18 protein-coding genes are annotated in these 18,859 nt (G+C 60.7%); 13 read left to right on the forward strand and 5 right to left on the reverse strand.

Going from position 1 to position 18,859, the window contains the following annotated elements; translation table 11 throughout:
- The first annotated feature begins 20 nt into the window (after positions 1–20).
- The 5 genes from K0P33_RS15260 (at position 21) to K0P33_RS15280 (ending at position 7,250) form a co-directional block, all read left to right on the forward strand.
- Positions 21–2,618 (forward strand): fimbria/pilus outer membrane usher protein, encoded by a 2,598-nt coding sequence (locus K0P33_RS15260; protein ID WP_347341855.1) that lies wholly within the window; start codon positions 21–23, stop codon positions 2,616–2,618.
- Positions 2,615–3,709 (forward strand): fimbrial protein, encoded by a 1,095-nt coding sequence (locus K0P33_RS15265; protein WP_242155978.1) that lies wholly within the window; start codon positions 2,615–2,617, stop codon positions 3,707–3,709. The genes K0P33_RS15260 and K0P33_RS15265 overlap by 4 nt, the downstream gene beginning before the upstream one ends.
- A gap of 103 nt (positions 3,710–3,812) precedes the next feature.
- Positions 3,813–5,030 (forward strand): EAL domain-containing response regulator, encoded by a 1,218-nt coding sequence (locus tag K0P33_RS15270; protein ID WP_242155980.1) that lies wholly within the window; start codon positions 3,813–3,815, stop codon positions 5,028–5,030.
- On the forward strand, positions 5,027–5,410 hold the full coding sequence (locus K0P33_RS15275) for a response regulator (protein WP_242155981.1): 384 nt from the start codon (positions 5,027–5,029) through the stop codon (positions 5,408–5,410). The genes K0P33_RS15270 and K0P33_RS15275 overlap by 4 nt, the downstream gene beginning before the upstream one ends.
- A 121-nt stretch (positions 5,411–5,531) precedes the next feature.
- Entirely contained in the window at positions 5,532–7,250 is a 1,719-nt protein-coding gene (locus tag K0P33_RS15280; RefSeq protein WP_242155982.1) for a hydrogenase maturation protein, read from the forward strand.
- 564 nt (positions 7,251–7,814) lie between these two features.
- On the opposite strand, the gene K0P33_RS15285 is transcribed toward K0P33_RS15280, so the two are convergent.
- The 3 genes from K0P33_RS15285 to K0P33_RS15295 all read right to left on the reverse strand — a co-directional run bounded on the left by K0P33_RS15285 (position 7,815) and on the right by K0P33_RS15295 (position 8,691).
- Entirely contained in the window at positions 7,815–8,075 is a 261-nt protein-coding gene (locus tag K0P33_RS15285; protein ID WP_242156166.1) for a hypothetical protein, read from the reverse strand.
- A complete protein-coding gene (locus K0P33_RS15290) occupies positions 8,051–8,308 on the reverse strand; it encodes a DUF6555 family protein (protein ID WP_094953131.1) in 258 nt (85 codons plus the stop codon). Before K0P33_RS15290 ends, K0P33_RS15285 begins: the two co-directional genes overlap by 25 nt.
- A gap of 101 nt (positions 8,309–8,409) precedes the next feature.
- The gene (locus K0P33_RS15295; RefSeq protein WP_094953132.1) at positions 8,410–8,691 is read right to left on the reverse strand and encodes a hypothetical protein; all 282 of its coding nucleotides are present in this window, start codon (positions 8,689–8,691) and stop codon (positions 8,410–8,412) included.
- Between the two features lie 515 nt (positions 8,692–9,206).
- Between K0P33_RS15295 and K0P33_RS15300 the strand changes: the two genes are divergently transcribed.
- From K0P33_RS15300 to K0P33_RS15330, 7 genes are all read left to right on the forward strand, one after another.
- Positions 9,207–10,154: an AraC family transcriptional regulator gene (locus tag K0P33_RS15300; protein WP_242155983.1), complete on the forward strand. Its 948-nt coding sequence runs from the start codon at positions 9,207–9,209 to the stop codon at positions 10,152–10,154.
- A gap of 107 nt (positions 10,155–10,261) precedes the next feature.
- A complete protein-coding gene (locus tag K0P33_RS15305; RefSeq protein ID WP_094953134.1) occupies positions 10,262–11,638 on the forward strand; it encodes a Rieske 2Fe-2S domain-containing protein in 1,377 nt (458 codons plus the stop codon).
- A complete protein-coding gene (benB, locus tag K0P33_RS15310; RefSeq protein WP_242149216.1) occupies positions 11,635–12,123 on the forward strand; it encodes a benzoate 1,2-dioxygenase small subunit in 489 nt (162 codons plus the stop codon). Before K0P33_RS15305 ends, benB begins: the two co-directional genes overlap by 4 nt.
- Before the next feature lie 10 nt (positions 12,124–12,133).
- Entirely contained in the window at positions 12,134–13,156 is a 1,023-nt protein-coding gene (gene benC, locus K0P33_RS15315; protein WP_242149219.1) for a benzoate 1,2-dioxygenase electron transfer component BenC, read from the forward strand.
- Positions 13,157–13,166: 10 nt separating this feature from the next.
- Positions 13,167–13,928 (forward strand): 1,6-dihydroxycyclohexa-2,4-diene-1-carboxylate dehydrogenase, encoded by a 762-nt coding sequence (locus tag K0P33_RS15320; protein ID WP_242149220.1) that lies wholly within the window; start codon positions 13,167–13,169, stop codon positions 13,926–13,928.
- A gap of 52 nt (positions 13,929–13,980) precedes the next feature.
- Complete coding sequence (locus K0P33_RS15325) at positions 13,981–15,315, forward strand: aromatic acid/H+ symport family MFS transporter (RefSeq protein WP_094953148.1); 1,335 nt, start codon at positions 13,981–13,983, stop codon at positions 15,313–15,315.
- A 39-nt stretch (positions 15,316–15,354) separates the two neighbouring features.
- Positions 15,355–16,602: an OprD family porin gene (locus K0P33_RS15330; protein ID WP_242149223.1), complete on the forward strand. Its 1,248-nt coding sequence runs from the start codon at positions 15,355–15,357 to the stop codon at positions 16,600–16,602.
- On the opposite strand, the gene K0P33_RS15335 is transcribed toward K0P33_RS15330, so the two are convergent.
- Positions 16,599–16,823, reverse strand: a complete 225-nt coding sequence (locus tag K0P33_RS15335) for a DUF2790 domain-containing protein (RefSeq protein ID WP_094953140.1) — start codon at positions 16,821–16,823, stop codon at positions 16,599–16,601. The two genes, K0P33_RS15330 and K0P33_RS15335, sit on opposite strands and share 4 nt — an antisense overlap.
- Before the next feature lie 111 nt (positions 16,824–16,934).
- Between K0P33_RS15335 and K0P33_RS15340 the strand changes: the two genes are divergently transcribed.
- Positions 16,935–17,843, forward strand: a complete 909-nt coding sequence (locus K0P33_RS15340) for a LysR family transcriptional regulator (RefSeq protein WP_242149226.1) — start codon at positions 16,935–16,937, stop codon at positions 17,841–17,843.
- Here K0P33_RS15340 and K0P33_RS15345 read toward each other — a convergent pair.
- Entirely contained in the window at positions 17,840–18,754 is a 915-nt protein-coding gene (locus tag K0P33_RS15345) for a LysR substrate-binding domain-containing protein (RefSeq protein WP_094953142.1), read from the reverse strand. The two genes, K0P33_RS15340 and K0P33_RS15345, sit on opposite strands and share 4 nt — an antisense overlap.
- Between the last annotated feature and the right edge of the window lie 105 nt (positions 18,755–18,859).

Raw genomic sequence — 18,859 nt, forward strand, 5'->3', positions numbered from 1 at the left:
TTCCTGCGCACGAGTAACTTATGACCACAATCCCACACCTGGGCAACTGCCCACAGGTGCAACCCCGCTTTGCCCTCAATCCAGTGACCGCGATGATCCTCAAGGCTCTGGCACTGTTGCCCGGGGTGTTGAGTGCTCAAGGCGTATGGGCTGAAGACGTGAAATTCAACGATGCCTTTTTACCCGAGGACTCCCGCAGCCTGGACCTGACTCACTACGAGAAAGGCAACCCGGTACTGCCCGGCGAATACCGCGCCGACATGGCGATCAACGGCAAACTGGTCAGCCGCCAGGATATTCGTATCAATGCCGCTGAGGATGGCAGCAACCCGGTGGTCTGTTTCAATCGCGGCTTGCTGGAACTGGTCGGCGTGGACATGCTCAAGCTGTCGGTTGAGGCGTTGGCCAGCCTGGACAGTGGGGCAACGTGCCAGGACATCAGCCAGTTGATCGAAGGCGCCACGGCGAGTTTTTCGCCGTCCAGCCAACAGCTGGACATCAGCATTCCGCAAATCGCCTTGCGCCGTGATGCCAGGGGCTATGTCAGCCCGGAACTGTGGGACCGTGGCGTCACGGCCGCGACCCTGAGCTACACCTTCAATGGCAATCACAACAGGACGGACTTTGGTAATTACGATTCGGCTTACCTGTCGCTTAACGCCGGCTTAAACCTCGGCGATTGGCGCTTGCGCCATAACGGTTCAATGAGCTGGCAAAAGGAAACCGGGCAGAATTACCAGGTCCTCAATACCTACGCTCAGCGTGATGTGACCCGCTTGCGCAGCCAACTGACCGTGGGCGAGTCCAACACCAGTGGCGAGATCTTCGACACCCTGGCGTATCGCGGCGTGCAACTGGGCACTGATGATCGGATGTTGCCCGAATCCCAGCGAGGTTATGCGCCGGTGATTCGCGGCATTGCCCGCACTGGCGCACGGGTTGCGGTACGCCAGGCCGGCAACCTGCTCTATGAAACCACTGTGGCACCCGGCGCCTTTGTGATTGATGATTTGAATTCCACCGGCTACGGCGGCGACCTGGAGGTGACCGTCTATGAAGCCGATGGCAGTGAACAGCGCTTCATCGTGCCGTACGCCGCCGCCGCGCAACTGCTGCGCCCGGGCACTTCACGCTATAGCGTCACCGCCGGTGAGACCCGCAGCAACTTCACGTCGAGCCAGGCAAAGTTAGTGCAGGGCACTTATCAATTGGGCCTGAGCAATATCTTCACTGGCTACACCGGCGGCCAAGCCAGCGACGATTATCGTTCGCTGCTGGGTGGCCTGGCGTTCAGTACACCGATCGGCGCGATGTCGATCGACGTGACTCAGGCCCAGACCCAGTTCAAAGAACGGCAGGACAGCGGCCAGAGCGTGCGTATGAGCTACAGCAAAAACATCCTCAGCACCGGCAGTAACTTTGCCGTGGCGGCCACTCGGTTTTCGACCGAAAAATACTTGGACTTCAGCGACGCCACGCTATTGCTGGATGCTGAGCGCAACGGCCTCGACACCGGCCTTTTCGCTCGCCCACGCAGCCGATTAACACTGACCGCCAGCCAGAGCTTGGGGGCGATGGGGCAGGTGACGTTCAGCGGCTTTTCGCAAGACTACTGGAACCAGCCGGGCCGGAATGTGCAGTACCAGTTCACCTACAACAAGCAGGCTGGACGGATCAATTATGGCGTCAGTGCCAACCGCAGCCGCATAGGCCTGGCACAGATGGATAACACGCTGCTGTTTACCCTGAGCATGCCGCTGGAGTTTGGCTCTACGGCCAACCAGCCGCAATTGTCGACGCGTCTGCTTCGAAACAATGAGGGCAAGTACAGCGAACAAGCGACCCTGAGCGGTACCGCCGGCGAGGATCGCCAATACAACTACAGCCTGACCGGCAGCCATGAAGGCACCACGGGTTCCAACAGTACCTCGGTCAACGGCCAGTACACCAGCCCTAAAGCCGTGGTCGGCGCGACGCTCAGCCGTGGCGAGGGCTATGACAGCCTGTCCCTGAATGCCAGCGGCAGTGTGGTCGCCCACCCTAACGGCGTGACGTTCACGCCCTATCGCGGCGAAACCATGGCGGTGGTCACGGCCGAAGGCGCGGAAGGCGCCAAAGTGGTCGGCTTCCCCGGCCTCAAGCTTGATGGCCGTGGCAATGCCGTGGTGCCCTACCTGCGGCCTTATGCGTTGAACGAAGTGGCCATTGACCCGATAGGCACCTCGTTGAACGTCGAACTCAATGAAACCAGCCAACAAGTGGCGCCGCGCGCCGGCGCGGTGGTCGCCCTCAAATACGGTACCCGCGACGGCCAGGCCCTGTTGCTCAATGTGACCTTGAGCTCCGGCAGCCCGCTGCCGTTCGGTGCCAGCGTGACGGATGACCGTGGCGTATCAGTGGGCGTGGTCGGTCAAGGCGGGCAGTTGTACGCCCGAGTCAAGGACGGTACCCGCCAGTTGCTTATCAACTGGGGCAACCAGGCAGGCCAGCAATGTGCGCTGTCTTTGCCTCCCGGCACCAGCGACGGCAAGCAACTGCGGCAAGTGGATGCCGTGTGCTCGGTGGTTCAATCTGATAATCGCGTTGCTTCTGTGAGCGGCGCAGGAGAGAAAAAATGAAGCTTTTCAAGCGCGTCCTTGCAGTAGGAGGTTTGTCTTTGGTAGCGGGCGCGGCGATGGCCAATTGCACCTACACCGCCCCCACGACCGGCAGCCAGATGCGCACACAACCGTTGCTGGGTGGCAACTTGACGGTGGGCCGGGATGTCCCCTTGGGCGCTGAAATCTATCGGCAGACCTACTCGTCGGCGGTCAAGTTCGAGATCGGGTGTTCCGCCGGCGGCTATATCATTGAGTTGCGACGCACGTTGTCGGTTACGCCCTTGGCGTTATCCGGTTGGGTGGGTACGCCCTATGGCGGCCATGTTTATCAGACCGGAGTGCCTGGGATCGGCGTGGCTATTTGGTACGCGGGCCAGGCCCTGCCTTTTACCACTACCAGCACGAACTGTGGGGGCGGAACCAATCCGTGCGCAATTGACGCTACCAACTCTATGGTCTTTGATATGTCCTTCATAAAAATCGGCGACGTGTCTCCGGGAACGATTCAGGGGTCGTCATTGCCAACCATGCTCCAGCAGCGGGTCAGCAGTAACAGTCTGGAAATTCAACGGATCAACTTTTCCGGCAGCATCAACATCGTCTCGCGCACCTGCTCTACACCGGATTTCAGCGTGCCGATGGGCGATCATAAGCTCACGGAGTTCTCGGGCCCTGACTCCTTCACGCAATGGAAGGACTTCTCCATCGCGCTGAACAACTGCCCGGCATTCCACGGTTTTTACCAGAACTCCGGGCCACGCTGGAACAGTGACGGTATCCCCAGCAACCTCGACTCGCGCAAAAACAACGTGCTGCAAGTACGCCTAGATCCGACTCGCGCGCCTATCAATGCGTCGCAGGGCATCCTCAGCCTCAACCCCAGCGCTGCGGGTGATGACCCCGCCGCCACGGGGGTGGGTGTGCAAGTCGGCGACCAGAATGGCGTGCCGATATCCCTGGCCAGCTTGCGCAGCAGCGGTATCACCACACGTGCCGAGGAGGGCGCCAGCTACACCATCCCGTTGACCGCCCGCTACATTCAGACCGCCAGCGACATCACTGCCGGCCCGGCCAATGCCACGGCGACCTTTACCATCAACTATTACTGAGCCCTGGGAAACGTCCTACGCAGATACGGATATTTCGACACGACTCATCCACGTCACTCCCGGAACATGGACGTACTTGCATTGCCCTCCCGAGCGAACTTTCATGCCTTACCTTCCATTGCGCGTCCTGGTACTTGAGGACCATCTATTCCAACGCTCCGTGGCCGTCAGCCTGTTGAGGCAACTGGGCTGTCACGAGGTGCTGGAAGCCAGCAACGGTGCCGAGGCCCTGGCCATCCTGGCCGCGACGGGGCCGGTGGATGTGGCGTTGTGCGACCTGCAAATGGAAGGCATGGATGGCGTGGAGTTTATTCAACGTGCCGGGGGCAGTGGGCAGTTGGGTGCGATCATCATCGGCAGTGGCCTGCCCTGTGATGTACGGCGTGCGGTGGGCCAGATGGGGCAGTCGCTCGGCTTGCGTATGCTGGGGGAAGTTGGCAAGCCGCTGCAGGCTGAGGCGCTTGGGCCACTGCTCACGGCTTGCCTCAATCCGTTGCCTGTCGAGCTGTCGCCGCTTGCGAGTACCGGTGTGGCCAGCGAGGCGTCGGTGCGACGGGGGTTGCTCGACCAGCAACTGGAGGGCTGGTACCAGCCCAAGTTTGATTTGCGCACTGGTGAGGCGCTGGGTGCTGAAGTCCTCGTGCGCTGGAATCACCCTATAAAAGGCGTGTTGTCGCCGGCTGTCTTTCTGCCCACCGTGGAGCGCTGCGGTTTGCTGGATGAATTGCTGTTTACCTTGATGCACCAGGCGCTGACGTTGCAATGGCAAGCCAGGAGCCAGGGCGTATCGCTGAATGTGGCGTTCAACCTGCACGCCTCACAGCTGAGCAATCCGCAGTTGACGTCCCAGGTCAAACAGATACTGGCCCAGTACCAGACGCCGGGGTGCAGTGTGACCTTCGAATTGACCGAAAGCGGCTTGTTGGAAGTGCCGGCCGTGTGTCTTGAGAACCTGGTGCGTCTGCGCATGATGGGCTGTCAGTTATCGATTGACGATTTTGGCGCTGGGTTTTCCTCGTTACAGCGCCTATGCCAGTTACCGTTCAACGAAATCAAACTGGATGCCGAGTTCGTCCGTGGCCTTGCGCACGAGCCGCGTTGCAGCGCAGTCATCAGCAGCACCCTTGCGCTTGGCCATACCTTGGGAATGGCGGTGGTGGTCGAAGGCATTGAGACTGCTGAGCAGCAACAGGCACTGGTGGAATTGGGCTGCACCCAGGGCCAAGGCTACTGGCACGCCCGGCCCATGCCGGGGGCCGATCTGTTGCGCTGGTTGCAGCGCAATGACGGCGCGCTCGGGCAAATGGGCGGCAGCCAATGATCAACAAAACCACACGCATAATGATTGCTGATGAAGAACACCCGCAGCGTTTAAGACTGGAACGCGATTTCAACCATCATGGCTATTACGCCATTGCACCGGTCTGCAGCCTGGCAGAAATGCTCAGGCTGCTGGAGTATGGCGAGGCAGGGTTCGATATTGTGCTGATCAATGCGGCCTTGTCAGCTGGGCACCGATTCGACCTGTCAGCGTTTTGCCTCGACCATCCCTTGATCCACACCGCTCTAATCTATGACCTGCCGGAATACCGCTGGCTTGAGTTTGCCAATCACACCGACCCGCGCATTTTCCTGAGCACCTTGGCCCTGCCCGCAGGGTGGCCGATCAAGCAGTTGATCAACAATCAGGTGGCTCGCTGACACAAGATTGATCCTGATCAGGTGACCTTCCCGGCAGGCCCTCTAACCTTGCGCTTCCATCAAAGGCCAGGGACGGCTCAAGGAGCGCCTCTGGCCGCGCATTCTCAAGGAAGAGTCAGCCATGCGGTCATTGAAGATCCTATTGTTATCCTCGGCGTTCAACGGTTTGACCCAGCGCGCCTGGCTGGATTTGCGCCAGTCGGGTCACGACCCCAGCGTTGTAGTGTTCACGGATGCAGCCACGGTGTGCCGGCAGGTCGAGGCTTCAGGCGCCGACCTGGTGATCTGCCCCTTTCTGAAAGACCGCGTGCCAGAGCAGCTATGGCGCAACCCGCAGCGCCCGGTGGTGATCATTCATCCGGGTATCGTCGGCGACCGTGGCGCCAGCGCGCTGGACTGGGCCATCACCCAGCAGCTCAGGCGCTGGGGCGTTACGGCGCTGCAGGCGGTGGAGGAAATGGACGCCGGGCCGATCTGGTCGACGTGTGAATTCGACATGCCTGGCGAGGTGCGCAAATCTGAGTTGTACAACGGCCCAGTGAGTGACGCCGCGATCGTTTGCATCCGCGACGTGGTGGAAAAGTTCACCCAGGGTTTCGTCCCGGTGCCGCTCGACTACACGCAAGCCCATGTGATCGGGCGTTTGCAGCCAAACATGACCCAGGCTGACCGCACCTTCAGTTGGTTGGATTGTGCACGCTTCATCAAACGCAGCATCGACGCCGCCGATGGCCAGCCCGGCGTGTTGGCAAGCCTCCAGGGCGGGCAGTATTACCTGTACGATGCGCATCTGGATTCACGCCACGGCACGCCGGGCGACATCCTCGCAGTACAGGACGACGCGGTACTGGTTGCCGCCGGCGATCACAGCCTGTGGATCGGCTCGCTCAAACGCAAAGCCCAGCCAGGGGAGGAGACCTTCAAGCGGCCGGCACGTCATGTGCTGGCTGAGGGGTTGGCAGACGTCCCGGTGTTGGACAGCTCGATCGCCCACCAGACGTTCAATGCGCTGGCCTATCAACCGATTCGTTACCAAGCATTCGGTCACGTCGGCGAACTGACGGTTGAGTGCTACAACGGTGCTATGAGCACCGAACACTGCCAGCGGCTGGTGGCTGCGTTGCGTTGGGCTAAGGCGCGAGACACTCAGGTGCTGTTGATCAAGGGCGGGCGTGGGAGCTTTTCCAATGGGGTGCACCTCAATGTTATCCAGGCTGCCAAGGTGCCGGGGCTGGAAGCCTGGGCCAACATTCAGGCCATCGACGATGTTTGCCAGGAGTTGCTCACGGCCAGGCAACTGGTGGTCTGCGGTCTGACCGGCAGTGCCGGCGCGGGCGGCGTAATGCTGGCGTTGGCCGCCGACATTGTGTTGGCTCGCGAGGGTGTCGTCCTCAACCCTCATTACAAAACCATGGGGCTGTATGGCTCTGAATACTGGACCTACAGCCTGCCGCGGGCTGTCGGCAGTCAAATCGCGCATAAGCTCACCGAAGAGTGCCTGCCGATCAGTGCCCTCCAGGCCCAGCAATACGGGATGGTCCAGGCCATCGGCCCACGTTGCCCGCAGGCCTTCAGTCAGTGGCTTTTGCAACAGGCCAGCAGCGCGCTGAGCGATGAGGCATACGTTCTAGCCCGCACACGCAAAGCTACGATGGATCTGGCACAGATTGAACGTTGCCGAGAGCTCGAACTGGTACAGATGCAGTTAGACATGGTGCACAACCGCCAACAGTTCGCTGAGAAGTGCCGCAACTTTGTGTACAAGCGTAAAGCCTGCCAGAGCCCGCAGCGGTTGATGGCGGCATGGGCATTGGCGCGCGAGACGGCGTTGGTGGGTTGATGGTGGGGGTTAGGTAGATTGAGTACATATCCGTTGCTGCGGTAACGGCCACCTAGGGTTTCGCTCTTACAGCGAGTCACTTTTTTACAAACGCCTAAAAAAGTAACCAAAAAACGCTTTGCCCCACCACTCGGTGCCTCGCTTAGGCTCGGCATGCCCGCACGCAGGCTTGAATCCGTGGGCCGCCGCGATGGGCCATCCTTGGCCCAGCGCGGCTAACCCGGCGTCCTGCCGGGTTACCCACGGATTCAAGCCTGCGTGCGGCCATCGTGGTTAACGGGGCCTGTCAGATCAAGATCAAAATCTACAGCACGGCGGCCTAGTAGCCGACCTGAGTGGTTGAAGCAAAAGCAGAGCAAAAGCAAAGCAGCACACATCTACCTGAATGTACTGAGATCTAAATGTGGGGGCGGGCTTGCTCGCGAAGGCGGTGGGTCAGTCAGCACATGTGTAACTGATACACCGCCTCCGCGAGCACGTCGCACCGCCGCTCCCACAATTTGACCGAGTTTAGCTGCCAGGATCAGGTCGGCGGTAAGGCCGCCTTGGCTTTGCTTTTGATCTTCAGCCCCGCGCAGCGCGCTTTATACGCATCCACTCATGGTAAGCGGCGGTGCGCTGCGCGTCTGCTATGCGCTTGGCTTGGGTGAAGCGCGACCAGGTCACCGCGTCGCCGCTGTAGGCTTCGATGAGCTTGTAGGCGTGTGCATCAAGCCGGTCCGCTTCGAAAAACATCTTGGTGTTTTGCGCTATTTCGTCTTCCAGTGCCTGCTTGGCCGTGTACTCAAAGGTCTGGCTGATCACGGTGTAAGTCCCTCCATCCATTGGATTGCCGCTGCGCCGCTCCAGCGCACCTCAGTGATTCCATATTTTTCTGCGATCGGTTTAGTCAGACGTTTTATCGTGTGCTGACCAAACCTGGGTATCACTGCCACACCCGCATCGCAACTGGCCCAGTGCCAAGCTTCCGTATTGTTCATCTGCGGTGCGCGGACGATAAAAGACTTCGTCACGCCGTGGAGTTGATATTCGATAGTAAACAGTTCGCTCGCGTTCATGAGGACTCCTGATGCTCATGAAGTACAGATATTTGGCGTCAAAAAAGATTCAAAAAATTGTCTGACAATGCGACGGTCGTTGCGATGCCAGGGAATCGGTGTCAGTCATCCACTGTAAACGTCACCCAGCCAGGGCCATCAGTCGAACGTTCAATTTCGGCGATCACACCACCGACAGATGAACCGTCCGGCAAGTTGACCGCGACAAAGTTGGGGTGGCCAGGCCATTGCAGTGGCCTGTCGAAACTCAAGCGTGCAAGGGTGGGTTTGCCGCTGCTGGTCAGTTGAATTCTGACCGACTCATTAAGGTGCTCATCCGAGTGGGTGCCCATGTGCCGAGAGGCGGTGATGACATTGGCGATGCCTTGAAAATCGTACGACATGGTGGCTGTCCTTTTTTAGTGGCTGGCGGATTCAACCGCGTTGATCTTTTGCGAGCGCAACCTCTGCGCTCCGCGCGTTGGCTTACCTAGTGGGTAGAGGCGGCGAGGCGATGTATCGTTCCATCGGAGTGACCGAAAAGCCTTGGTGTGCCAGACAGTTGGAGCGAGTACGGTGAGTCGGTGCGTTCGCGCTACCTTGCCCTGTACCCGTTCACCGAGAACCTCCGCCATATCCACGGCGCCAACCTGGCGTTAAGTGCCGGTGCCTACCGCAATGCAGGTGGGTTTCAGCACCTGGTTGCGCACGATCTTTGCGTGGGTGCTGACCCTGATTGTATTGTTTCAAAGTATGAAATCGCCATCTTCACCTCAAACCTACCCCCGACGCACCCCGGAAACACGGCCGCAGCCCATGTGACGATACCTCCAGGGTATTCATTCAGACCTTATCCATATTGGACGCCCCATACCCCAGGCGTCAGCCTAAGCCCAATAACTATAAAAGAGGCGCAACCATGACCGTGCTATTGAGTGAGCGCAGCCAGATATTCCAGGGGGCCGATGCCTATGCGGTGTCGGACTACGTCAACCAGCATGTCGGCAGCCACTGCATTCGCCTGCCCCCCAAGGGGCGGCCGCAGGCGAGTATCAGCCATCGCACGTTTTCCAGCCTGGACTTGTGCCGCATCAGCTACGGCGCGCCGGTGCGGGTCACGTCGGTGGCGCTGGAAACCATCTATCACTTGCAGATTTTGCTGAGTGGCCACTGCCGCTCCAACTCCCGTGGCGAGGAACAGGTGTTGGGCGCGGGCGAGATCCTGCTGATCAACCCGGATGATCCGGTGGACCTGACCTATTCTGCCGACTGCGAAAAATTCATCATCAAATTGCCGGTGCGGCTGCTGGAAAACGCTTGCCTTGAGCAGCACTGGACGCTGCCGCAGTCGGGCATCCGCTTCGCGACGGCACGCCACGCACTCACTGAAATGAATGGTTTCCTGCAGTTACTGGGGCTGATCTGCCATGAGGCGGAAAACGCCGCTGAGCCGCAGATGCAGAGTCTGTATGAGCGCATCGTGGCGAATAAGCTGTTGGCGCTGCTCGCCAACAATGTGCTGCGGGTGGTCCCTCAGGCGGCGCAAGGCGGTGGCTTTGAGGCGGTGCGCGAGTTCATCGAGCAGCACCTGGCCGACGACATCAGCGTCGAGCAACTGATGGCGGTTGCGAAGGTCAGCGAACGGTCGCTGTACAGCCTGTTTGAGCGCCAGGTTGGCCTGTCGCCGCGTGACTATGTGCGGCGGCGCAAGCTCGAACGAGTGCACGCGCGCCTGCAACTGAGCACCGCGCGCAGTGTGACGGAGGTGGCGCTGGACCATGGTTTCATGCACCTGGGGCGCTTCAGTGAGGCCTATCGCAAACGCTTTGGCGAGCTGCCATCGCAGACCTGGAAACGTCATCGATAAGTGGTATGCGCCAAGTGGACAGTGATGTGCAGAAACCGGATATCGAGGCGTAGGGCAAACAACTACGGTGGGGACGCCTGATACAAGAAAAACGGAGGGCCTGCCCCATGATCAGTAAACTCGACCGCCTCGCCAGCCAACTGCGCGAGTCCGTTCAGGAAGATCCCGCTACCGGGGTGTTCCGCTGCCGCCGCGACATTTTCACCGACCCCGACGTGTTCGCCCTGGAAATGCAGCACATTTTCGAAGGGGGTTGGCTCTACCTGGCCCACGAAAGCCAGGTGCCCGAGATCAACGACTACTTCACCACGTGGATCGGCCGTCAGCCGGTGGTCATCACCCGCGACAAACAGGGCGTCCTGCATGGCCTGGTCAACGCCTGCGCACATCGCGGCGCCGTGCTCTGCCGGCGCAAACAAGGCAACAAAGGGTCGTTCACCTGTCCCTTTCACGGCTGGACGTTCAGCAACGCCGGCAAGCTGCTCAAAGTCAAAGATGCGAAGACTGGGGCTTATCCGGACAGCTTCGACTGCGATGGCTCCCACGACCTCAAGCGCCTGGCGCGCTTTGAAAACTACCGTGGCTTTCTGTTCGGCAGCCTCGGCGAAGACGTGCCGGAGCTGAGCGATTACCTGGGCGAAACCCGCGTGATCATCGACCAGATGATCGACCAGGCCCCGCTGGGCCTGGAGGTGCTGCGCGGCAGTTCGTCGTATGTATACGACGGCAACTGGAAGCTGCAGATCGAGAACGGCGCCGACGGTTATCACGTCAGCTCCGTGCACTGGAACTACTCGGCGACCATGGGCCGGCGCAATTACGAGGCCGAAGGCACGCGCACTGTCGACGCCAATGGCTGGTCGAAAAGCCTGGGCGGCGTCTATGCCTTCGATCACGGGCATATCCTGCTATGGACGCGCCTGCTCAACCCCGAGGTGCGCCCGGTGCACGCCCACCGTGCCGAGTTGGCTGAGCGTCTGGGCCAGGCGCGTGCCGACGTTATTGTCGACCAGACCCGTAACCTGTGCCTCTATCCCAATGTGTACCTGATGGACCAGTTTTCGACGCAGATCCGCGTGGTGCGGCCCATTGCGGTCGACAAAACCGAAGTGACGATTTATTGCATGGCGCCCATCGGCGAAAGTGCCCAGGAGCGGGCGACGCGTATCCGCCAGTACGAAGATTTTTTCAACGTCAGCGGCATGGGCACCCCGGATGACCTGGAAGAGTTTCGGGCCTGCCAGACCGGTTACCAGGGCGCGAGCAGCTTGTGGAATGACCTTAGCCGTGGCGCCAAGCAGTGGGTGGAAGGGGCCGACGAGAACGCCCTGGCCATGGGCATGCACCCGCAACTGAGCGGGGTTAAAACCGAAGACGAGGGCTTGTTCGTGCGCCAGCATGCGCACTGGGCCCAGAGCCTGCAGCGTGCGATCCAGCGCGAGAGGCAAGGGCTGATAGCCAGCGACCGTGAGGTGCAGCCATGAGCCTGCGCCGTGACTGCCTGCTGGACTTTCTCTACCGCGAGGCGCGCCTGCTGGACGACCGTCAGTGGGATCAATGGCTGGCGTGCTACTCGCCCACGGTGGAGTTCTGGATGCCCGCCTGGGACGACCACGACACCCTCACCGAAGACCCGCAACGTGAAATCTCGCTGATCTACTACCCCAGCCGTGACGGCCTGGAAGACCGCATCTTCCGGATCAAGACTGAACGCTCCAGCGCCAGCACGCCCGAGCCACGTACCGTGCACATGATCACCAACTTGGAGGTGCTGGCCGACGACGGGGCGCAGGTGGAGTTGCGCTTTAACTGGCAAACCCTGAGCCATCGCTACAAGACCACGGACAGCTATTTCGGCACCTCGTTTTATTGCCTCGACATCGGCGTCGAACAGCCGCTGATCACGCGAAAGAAGGTGGTGTTGAAAAACGACTACATCCACCAGGTCATTGACATCTACCACATCTGAGGACACCGCCATGACCTATGCCATTGCCCTGAACTTCGAGGATGGCGTGACCCGTTTCATCGACTGCAAGGTGGGTGAAAAGGTGCTTGATGCCGCCTTTCGCCAACGCATCAACCTGCCGATGGACTGCTCGGACGGCGTGTGCGGTACCTGCAAGTGCCGCTGCGAAACCGGCGCCTATGACCTGGGCGACGACTACATCGAAGACGCCTTGAGCGAAGATGAAGCCCAGGAACGCCAAGTGCTGACCTGCCAGATGGTGCCTCAGTCCGACTGCGTGATCGCTGTGCCAGTGCCGTCCAGCGTCTGCAAGACCGGCACCGCGCAGTTTGTCGCGACGCTGGCGAGCATTACCCGGCATGCCGATGCCGCGCTGCAGGTGAGTTTCGAGCTGGATCAGGTGCCGGTCTTTCTGCCTGGCCAGTACGTGAATATCGGCGTCCCCGACAGCGGGCAGACGCGCTCGTATTCGTTCAGCAGCCGCCCCGGCGATACGCGTGCAAGTTTTCTGATCAAGCACGTGCCTGGCGGTTTGATGAGCGGCTGGCTGGAGCGCGCCTGCCCGGGTGACAGCGTGCCCATGACCGGGCCTTTGGGCAGTTTCTACCTGCGTGAGGTCGTGCGGCCGTTGTTGTTGCTGGCCGGCGGCACCGGCCTGGCGCCGTTCCTATCGATGCTTGAAGCACTTGCGCAGCGTGAGGAAAGCCGCCCGATCACGCTGATCTATGGCGTGACGCGAGATCAGGACCTGGTATTGATCCAGACGCTGGAGGCCTTCACGGCGCGGCTGCCCAATTTAAGCGTGGTGACCTGCGTGGCCGACCCGCAAACCGCCCACCTGCGCCAGGGTTATGTCACCCAGCACATGGCCCCTGAGGCACTCAACGGCGGTGACGTCGACGTGTACCTGTGTGGCCCGCCGCCGATGGTCGATGCGGTGCGCCAGCACTTCAAGCAGCAAGGCGTGAGCCCGGCCAGTTTCCATTACGAGAAGTTCACCGCTAACGCCATCGCCAGCAGCGATGCCGCCTGAGGACATGCCCATGAATCCACGTTTCAACAACAAGGTTGCGCTGGTCACCGGCGCAGCCCAGGGCATCGGCCGGCGTGTCGCCGAGCGTTTGCTGGAGGAGGGCGCCAGGCTGGTCGCGGTCGATCGCTCCGAGCTTGTGCATGAATTGCAGCAGGAGCGGGCGCTGACCCTCACCGCCGACCTGGAACAACACGCCGAGTGCGCACGGGTGATGGCCGCCGCCCAGGCGCGGTTCGGGCGTATCGACATTCTGGTCAACAACGTCGGCGGCACTATCTGGGCCAAACCCTTTGAACACTACGCCGTCGGTGAGATTGAAGCCGAAGTGCGCCGCTCGCTGTTCCCCACGCTGTGGTGCTGCCATTGCGTGTTGCCCTACATGCAGGAACAGGGCCGCGGCGCCATCGTCAATGTCTCGTCGGTGGCCACACGCGGGGTCAACCGCGTGCCCTATGGCGCGGCCAAGGGCGGGGTGAATGCCCTGACCGCCTGCCTGGCCCTGGAAACCGCCGGCAGTGGCATCCGCGTCAACGCCACCGCGCCCGGTGGCACCGAGGCACCGCCGCGCCGCATCCCGCGCAACAGCCAGCCGCAAAGCGAGCAGGAACGCGTGTGGTACCAACAGATTGTCGACCAGACCCTCAACAGCAGCCCGATGAAGCGCTACGGCAGCATCGACGAACAAGCCTGCGCGATTCTGTTTCTGGCCTCTGACGAAGCCTCCTATATCACCGGCGTGACGTTGCCGGTAGGCGGTGGCGACCTCGGCTGACCCGCTGTTCCTGCAGACACTGACTCACAAAAACAAAAAAGAGAGCACTGCCATGCGTACCCATGATGTTCATTCAATTATTGATAATGCGCCGTTCAACCGCTTCCACTGGCTGGTCGTGAGCCTGTGTGCCTTGCTGTTGATCTTTGACGGTTATGACTTGTTTATCTACGGCGTGGTGCTGCCGTCGATCATGCGCGAGTGGGGGCTGACCCCCTTGCAGGCCGGCGCGCTGGGCAGCTATGCGCTGTTCGGCATGATGTTTGGGGCGCTGATCTTCGGCACCCTGGCGGACCGCTTCGGGCGCAAGAAAGGCATCGTATTTTGCTTCGCGTTGTTCAGCATCGCCACGGTGATCAATGGCTTTGCCACAAGCCCCACCGAGTTCGGAATCTGGCGGTTTATCGCCGGGCTCGGCTGCGGCGGGTTGATGCCCAATGCGGCGGCGCTGATCAACGAATATGCGCCAAAAAAAGTGCGCAGCACCTTGATGGCCGTCATGTTCAGCGGTTATTCCCTGGGCGGGATGCTTGCAGCCAGCGTGGGGATTTTCATGCTGCCGAGCTATGGCTGGCAGTCGATGTTTTTTGTCGCGGTCATCCCGCTGCTGCTGTTGCCGCTGATTGTGTACTGGCTGCCCGAGTCCATCGGCTTTCTGATCCGCCAGGGCCGTGTGGATCAGGCACGGGCGCTGCTTAATCGGCTGTCGCCGGGCACTGTAATCAATGCCGAAGATGAACTGGTCGTCACCGACAGCAAAGGCAAAGGCGCCTCGGTGGTGGAGCTGTTCCGCCATGGTTTGGCCTTACGCACGGCGATGATATGGACTGCGTTTTTCTGCTGCCTGCTGATGGTCTACGCCCTGAGTTCGTGGCTGCCCAAGCTGATGGCAGGCGCCGGTTACAGCCTGGGGTCGAGCCTGTCGTTCCTGATTGCCCTGAACCTGGGCGGTATGGCCGGGGCGCTTGTCGGCGGTCGTTTGGGCGATCGGCTGAACCTAGTGAAAGTCGTGATCGGCTTCTTTATCGCCGCGGTGGTATCCATCAGCCTGCTGGGCATTAACAGCCCGATGCCGGTCCTGTACCTGCTGATCTTCGTCGCGGGCGCTACCACTATCGGCACGCAAATCCTGCTGTATGCCGGGGCGGCGCAGCTCTATGGCTTGTCGATTCGCGCCACCGGCTTGGGTTGGGCCTCCGGCATCGGGCGTAATGGCGCGATTGTCGGTCCGCTGCTGGGCGGCGCACTGATGGCGATCGAGTTGCCCCTGCAATTGAACTTCATGGTGTTTGCCATACCCGGTGCCATTGCCGCACTGGCGATGAGCGTATTCGCCCTGAACGAACGGCGCTCCATCGCGGCCTTGCCGGCCGCCCAGACGCTGTGACCTCCCAAACCGTCGATAACAATAACTAAGAGCAACGACATGAACACACAACGTATCTGGCACGCCCTGTTGGGCGTGCCCCTTGCGGCGACGGCTGACGAGGGCGATTTTTTCAAGGATTCCACAGCCACCTTGCAGGCCCGTAACTACTACTTCAGCCGTGACTTCTCGGACATCGTCGGCGCCAACAAGCAATCCAGGGCCGAAGAGTGGGGCCAGGGTTTTATCCTGACCTACAAATCCGGCTATACCCCTGGGCCCGTGGGTTTTGGCCTGGATGCGCAGGGCACCCTGGGCCTCAAGCTCGACAGCAGCCCGGATCGGGCCAATACCGGCTTGCTGCCGGTCAAGGACGATGGCCGTGCCGCCGATGACTACAGCCGCCTCGGGCTGACCTTCAAGGCCCGCTTTTCTAAAACCGAATTGAAGGCCGGTGAATTACAGCCCAACCTGCCGGTGCTGGCCTTCAGTGACATCCGCCTGCTGCCGCCGAGTTACCAGGGGGTGAGTCTGAGCTCCAGCGAGATCAGCGGCCTCACGCTGCAGGCCGGGCACTTGACCACTACCAGCCTGCGCAATGAGGCCGGTGACGAGAAGATGATCGCCATGCTCGGCCATGTGCCGCAGCGCGGGGCCAAGAGTGACGCGTTCAACTATGTCGGCGGCGACTATGCCTTCAACGGCAATCGCACCAGCGTCAGCCTCTGGCATGGTCAGCTCAACGACATCTATGCCCAGAACTTTATCGGCCTCAAGCACAGCCAACCGGCAGGGGCTTGGGTGCTGGGCGCCAACCTGGGTTACTACGATGCGCAAGAGGAGGGCGACAAACTGCTCGGCAAAATCGACAACCAGGCGTTCTTCTCGCTGCTGTCGGCCAAGCGTGGCGGCCACACCTTCTATGTGGGTTATCAGGCGATGTACGGCGACAGCGCCTTCCCACGCGTGTTTGCCAATATCACGCCGCTGGGCAACGAGGTGCCCACCTACGAGTTCGCCTATACCGACGAGCGCTCCTGGCAGGTGCGCTACGACTACGACTTTGCGGCGCTGGGTATTGCGGGGTTGACGACCACGGTGCGCTATATCACCGGCGACAACGTGACCACCGGCGCGGGCTATGAGGGCAAGGACCGCGAGCGTGACCTCGAGATCGGTTATGCCGTGCAAAGTGGCGTATTGAGTGGCCTGGGTATTCGCGTACGCAATGTGATGGCGCGTTCCAACTACCGCAGCGACATCGATGAGAACCGGCTGATCCTCAGTTACACCTGGAAGCTGCTTTAAACGCCGCCCTGGCAGGTGCCCATCACCGTGTAGGTGACGGTGTGGCGGGCGCCCTGGCTATCGAGGTACACCAGGGTCGCCGGCTCCACTTGGCAACTGCCGGGTACCGCGGTGGTGGACACCACGTGCTGGATATCCAACGCCGGGCTGTCATTGCCGCCGGCGGCAAAAGCGCCGGTGGCAGTGAAGAGCAAGATAAGGCTTAGAAATCTGATGTTCATGCTGTGGCCCTCTGTTCAGTAGGGTCCAGTGTAGTGGCTCCGGCGCGGGGTTAAAGCCGCGAACCGGTAAATGACTCGTACGTATTACGTAGCAATCAAGGTGCAACGCTGATGGATCTGCTCAATGGTATGCGGGTGTTTGCCCAGGTTGTCGACCGCGGCAGTTTTGCGTCGGCAGCAGAGGTGTTGGCGCTGTCCGGCGCGCAAGTGTCCCGCTTGATCTGCGACCTGGAACAGCATCTGCAAACGCGCCTGCTGCAGCGCACAACCCGGCGCTTGCGCCTTACCGAGTCAGGCGAGCGTTTCCTACTGCGCTGCCGAGGCATTCTCGACGACATCAACGCCGCCACCGCCGAAGCCAGCGGCGCCCACCTCAACCCGCGCGGATGCTTGCGGGTGCACTGCATGAGCGGGCTGGGCGTACTGATCACGCCGTTGATCGCCCGTTACAGTGAGCACTACCCCGACGTGTCCATAGCGCTGACCCTTTCACAGCACAACCCGGACCCCCTTGAAGAAGGGCACGACGTGGTCATCTGCATCGCCCATGCGTTGCCGGATTCGGCCCTGGTCAGCCAGACGATCGGCCAGTTATTCAGCGTGACTTGCGCAGCCCCCGGCTACCTGGCCAAACACGGCGTGCCCGAGCATCCGCTTGAGCTGCTGCAGCACCGGCGCCTGCATTTAAGAGACTTTCAGGAGGACGAATGGCTGTTCCCGGGCGAAGCGGGCGACATTGCCATTGCGCCCGGCACCACCTTCAAAACCAACGTCGCCGACGCCATGGTCAAGGCGACACAAGAGGGCATGGGCATCAGCCTGTTACCGTTTTTCAGCGCCCACGCAGCCCTGCAGGACGGCTCGCTGGTGCGGTTGCTGCCGGCTTACAAACTGCGCGAACGGCGTATTTTCGCGGTGTACCCGTCGCGGCGGTTTCTGGATGCCAAGGTACGCACCTGGGTGGAGTGGTTACGCGAGCAACTGCCGGTGCTGTTGGGCGATTACGCCGAGGATTTTTAGAGGCTGTCGGGGTCGCCAAAAAACATCTGAATCCGCGACCGCAGCCAGCGTTCGCCTGGGTCATTATCCTGCGACCCACGCCAGGCCATATGCAGTTCGAACGTACGCACTGGCAATGGCGGGTCCTCTGCGCGCAAACCGCCTGCTGAGGTCAGCGCCTCGGCCGCATAGTCCGGCACGGTCGCCAGAATATCGGTGCCGGCGAGCAAGGTGCCCAACCCGTTGAACTGCGGCACGGCGAGGACCACGTGCCGTTTGCGATCGAGCTTTTCCAGCTCTTCATCGATAAACCCGCTCAGGTCGCCGGAGAACGACACCAGCGCGTGGGGGCGGGCGCAGAAGTCGTCCAGGCTCAGCGAGCCGGGCACGCTGTCGGCGCGCAGCAGTTTCGGCAAGCTGCGGCGCAGTACTTTGCGTTTAGCGTTGGCTGGTAGGTCGGCGGTGTAGCTGACGCCGATGGAAATCTCGCCAGAAGCCAAGAGGCCCGGCATCAGGATGTAGTTAACGCGGCGTACCACCAGCACGATGCCGGGGGCTTCGGCGCGCAGGCGCTTGAGCAACTGGGGGAGCAGGGCGAATTCAACGTCGTCGGACAAACCGATACGGAACACGGCCGTACTGGTGGCCGGGTCGAATTCGGCGGCGCGGCTCACGGCGGTGGAAATCGAGTCCAGCGCGGGAGAGAGCAGGGCGAAGATTTCCACGGCGCGGGCCGAGGGTTCCATGCTGCGCCCGGTACGTACAAACAGCGGGTCATCGAACAGACCACGCAGGCGCGACAAGGCCGCGCTGATGGCCGGCTGACCGAGAAACAGTTTCTCGGCGGCACGGGTCACGCTGCGCTCATGCATCAAGGTTTCGAATACGATCAAGAGGTTAAGGTCGACACGACGCAGGTCGTTACGGTTCATCTTGTGTCCTGGAAGAGTCAGCTTACTTGACGAGAGCGGCCACCTACAGAGCCCTTGGGTTCCATGTAGACGCATGACCGGCATGAATCTTACGGGGAAAGGCTG

The sequence above is a fragment of the Pseudomonas sp. ArH3a genome, from assembly GCF_022648765.1.
GTDB lineage: Bacteria > Pseudomonadota > Gammaproteobacteria > Pseudomonadales > Pseudomonadaceae > Aquipseudomonas.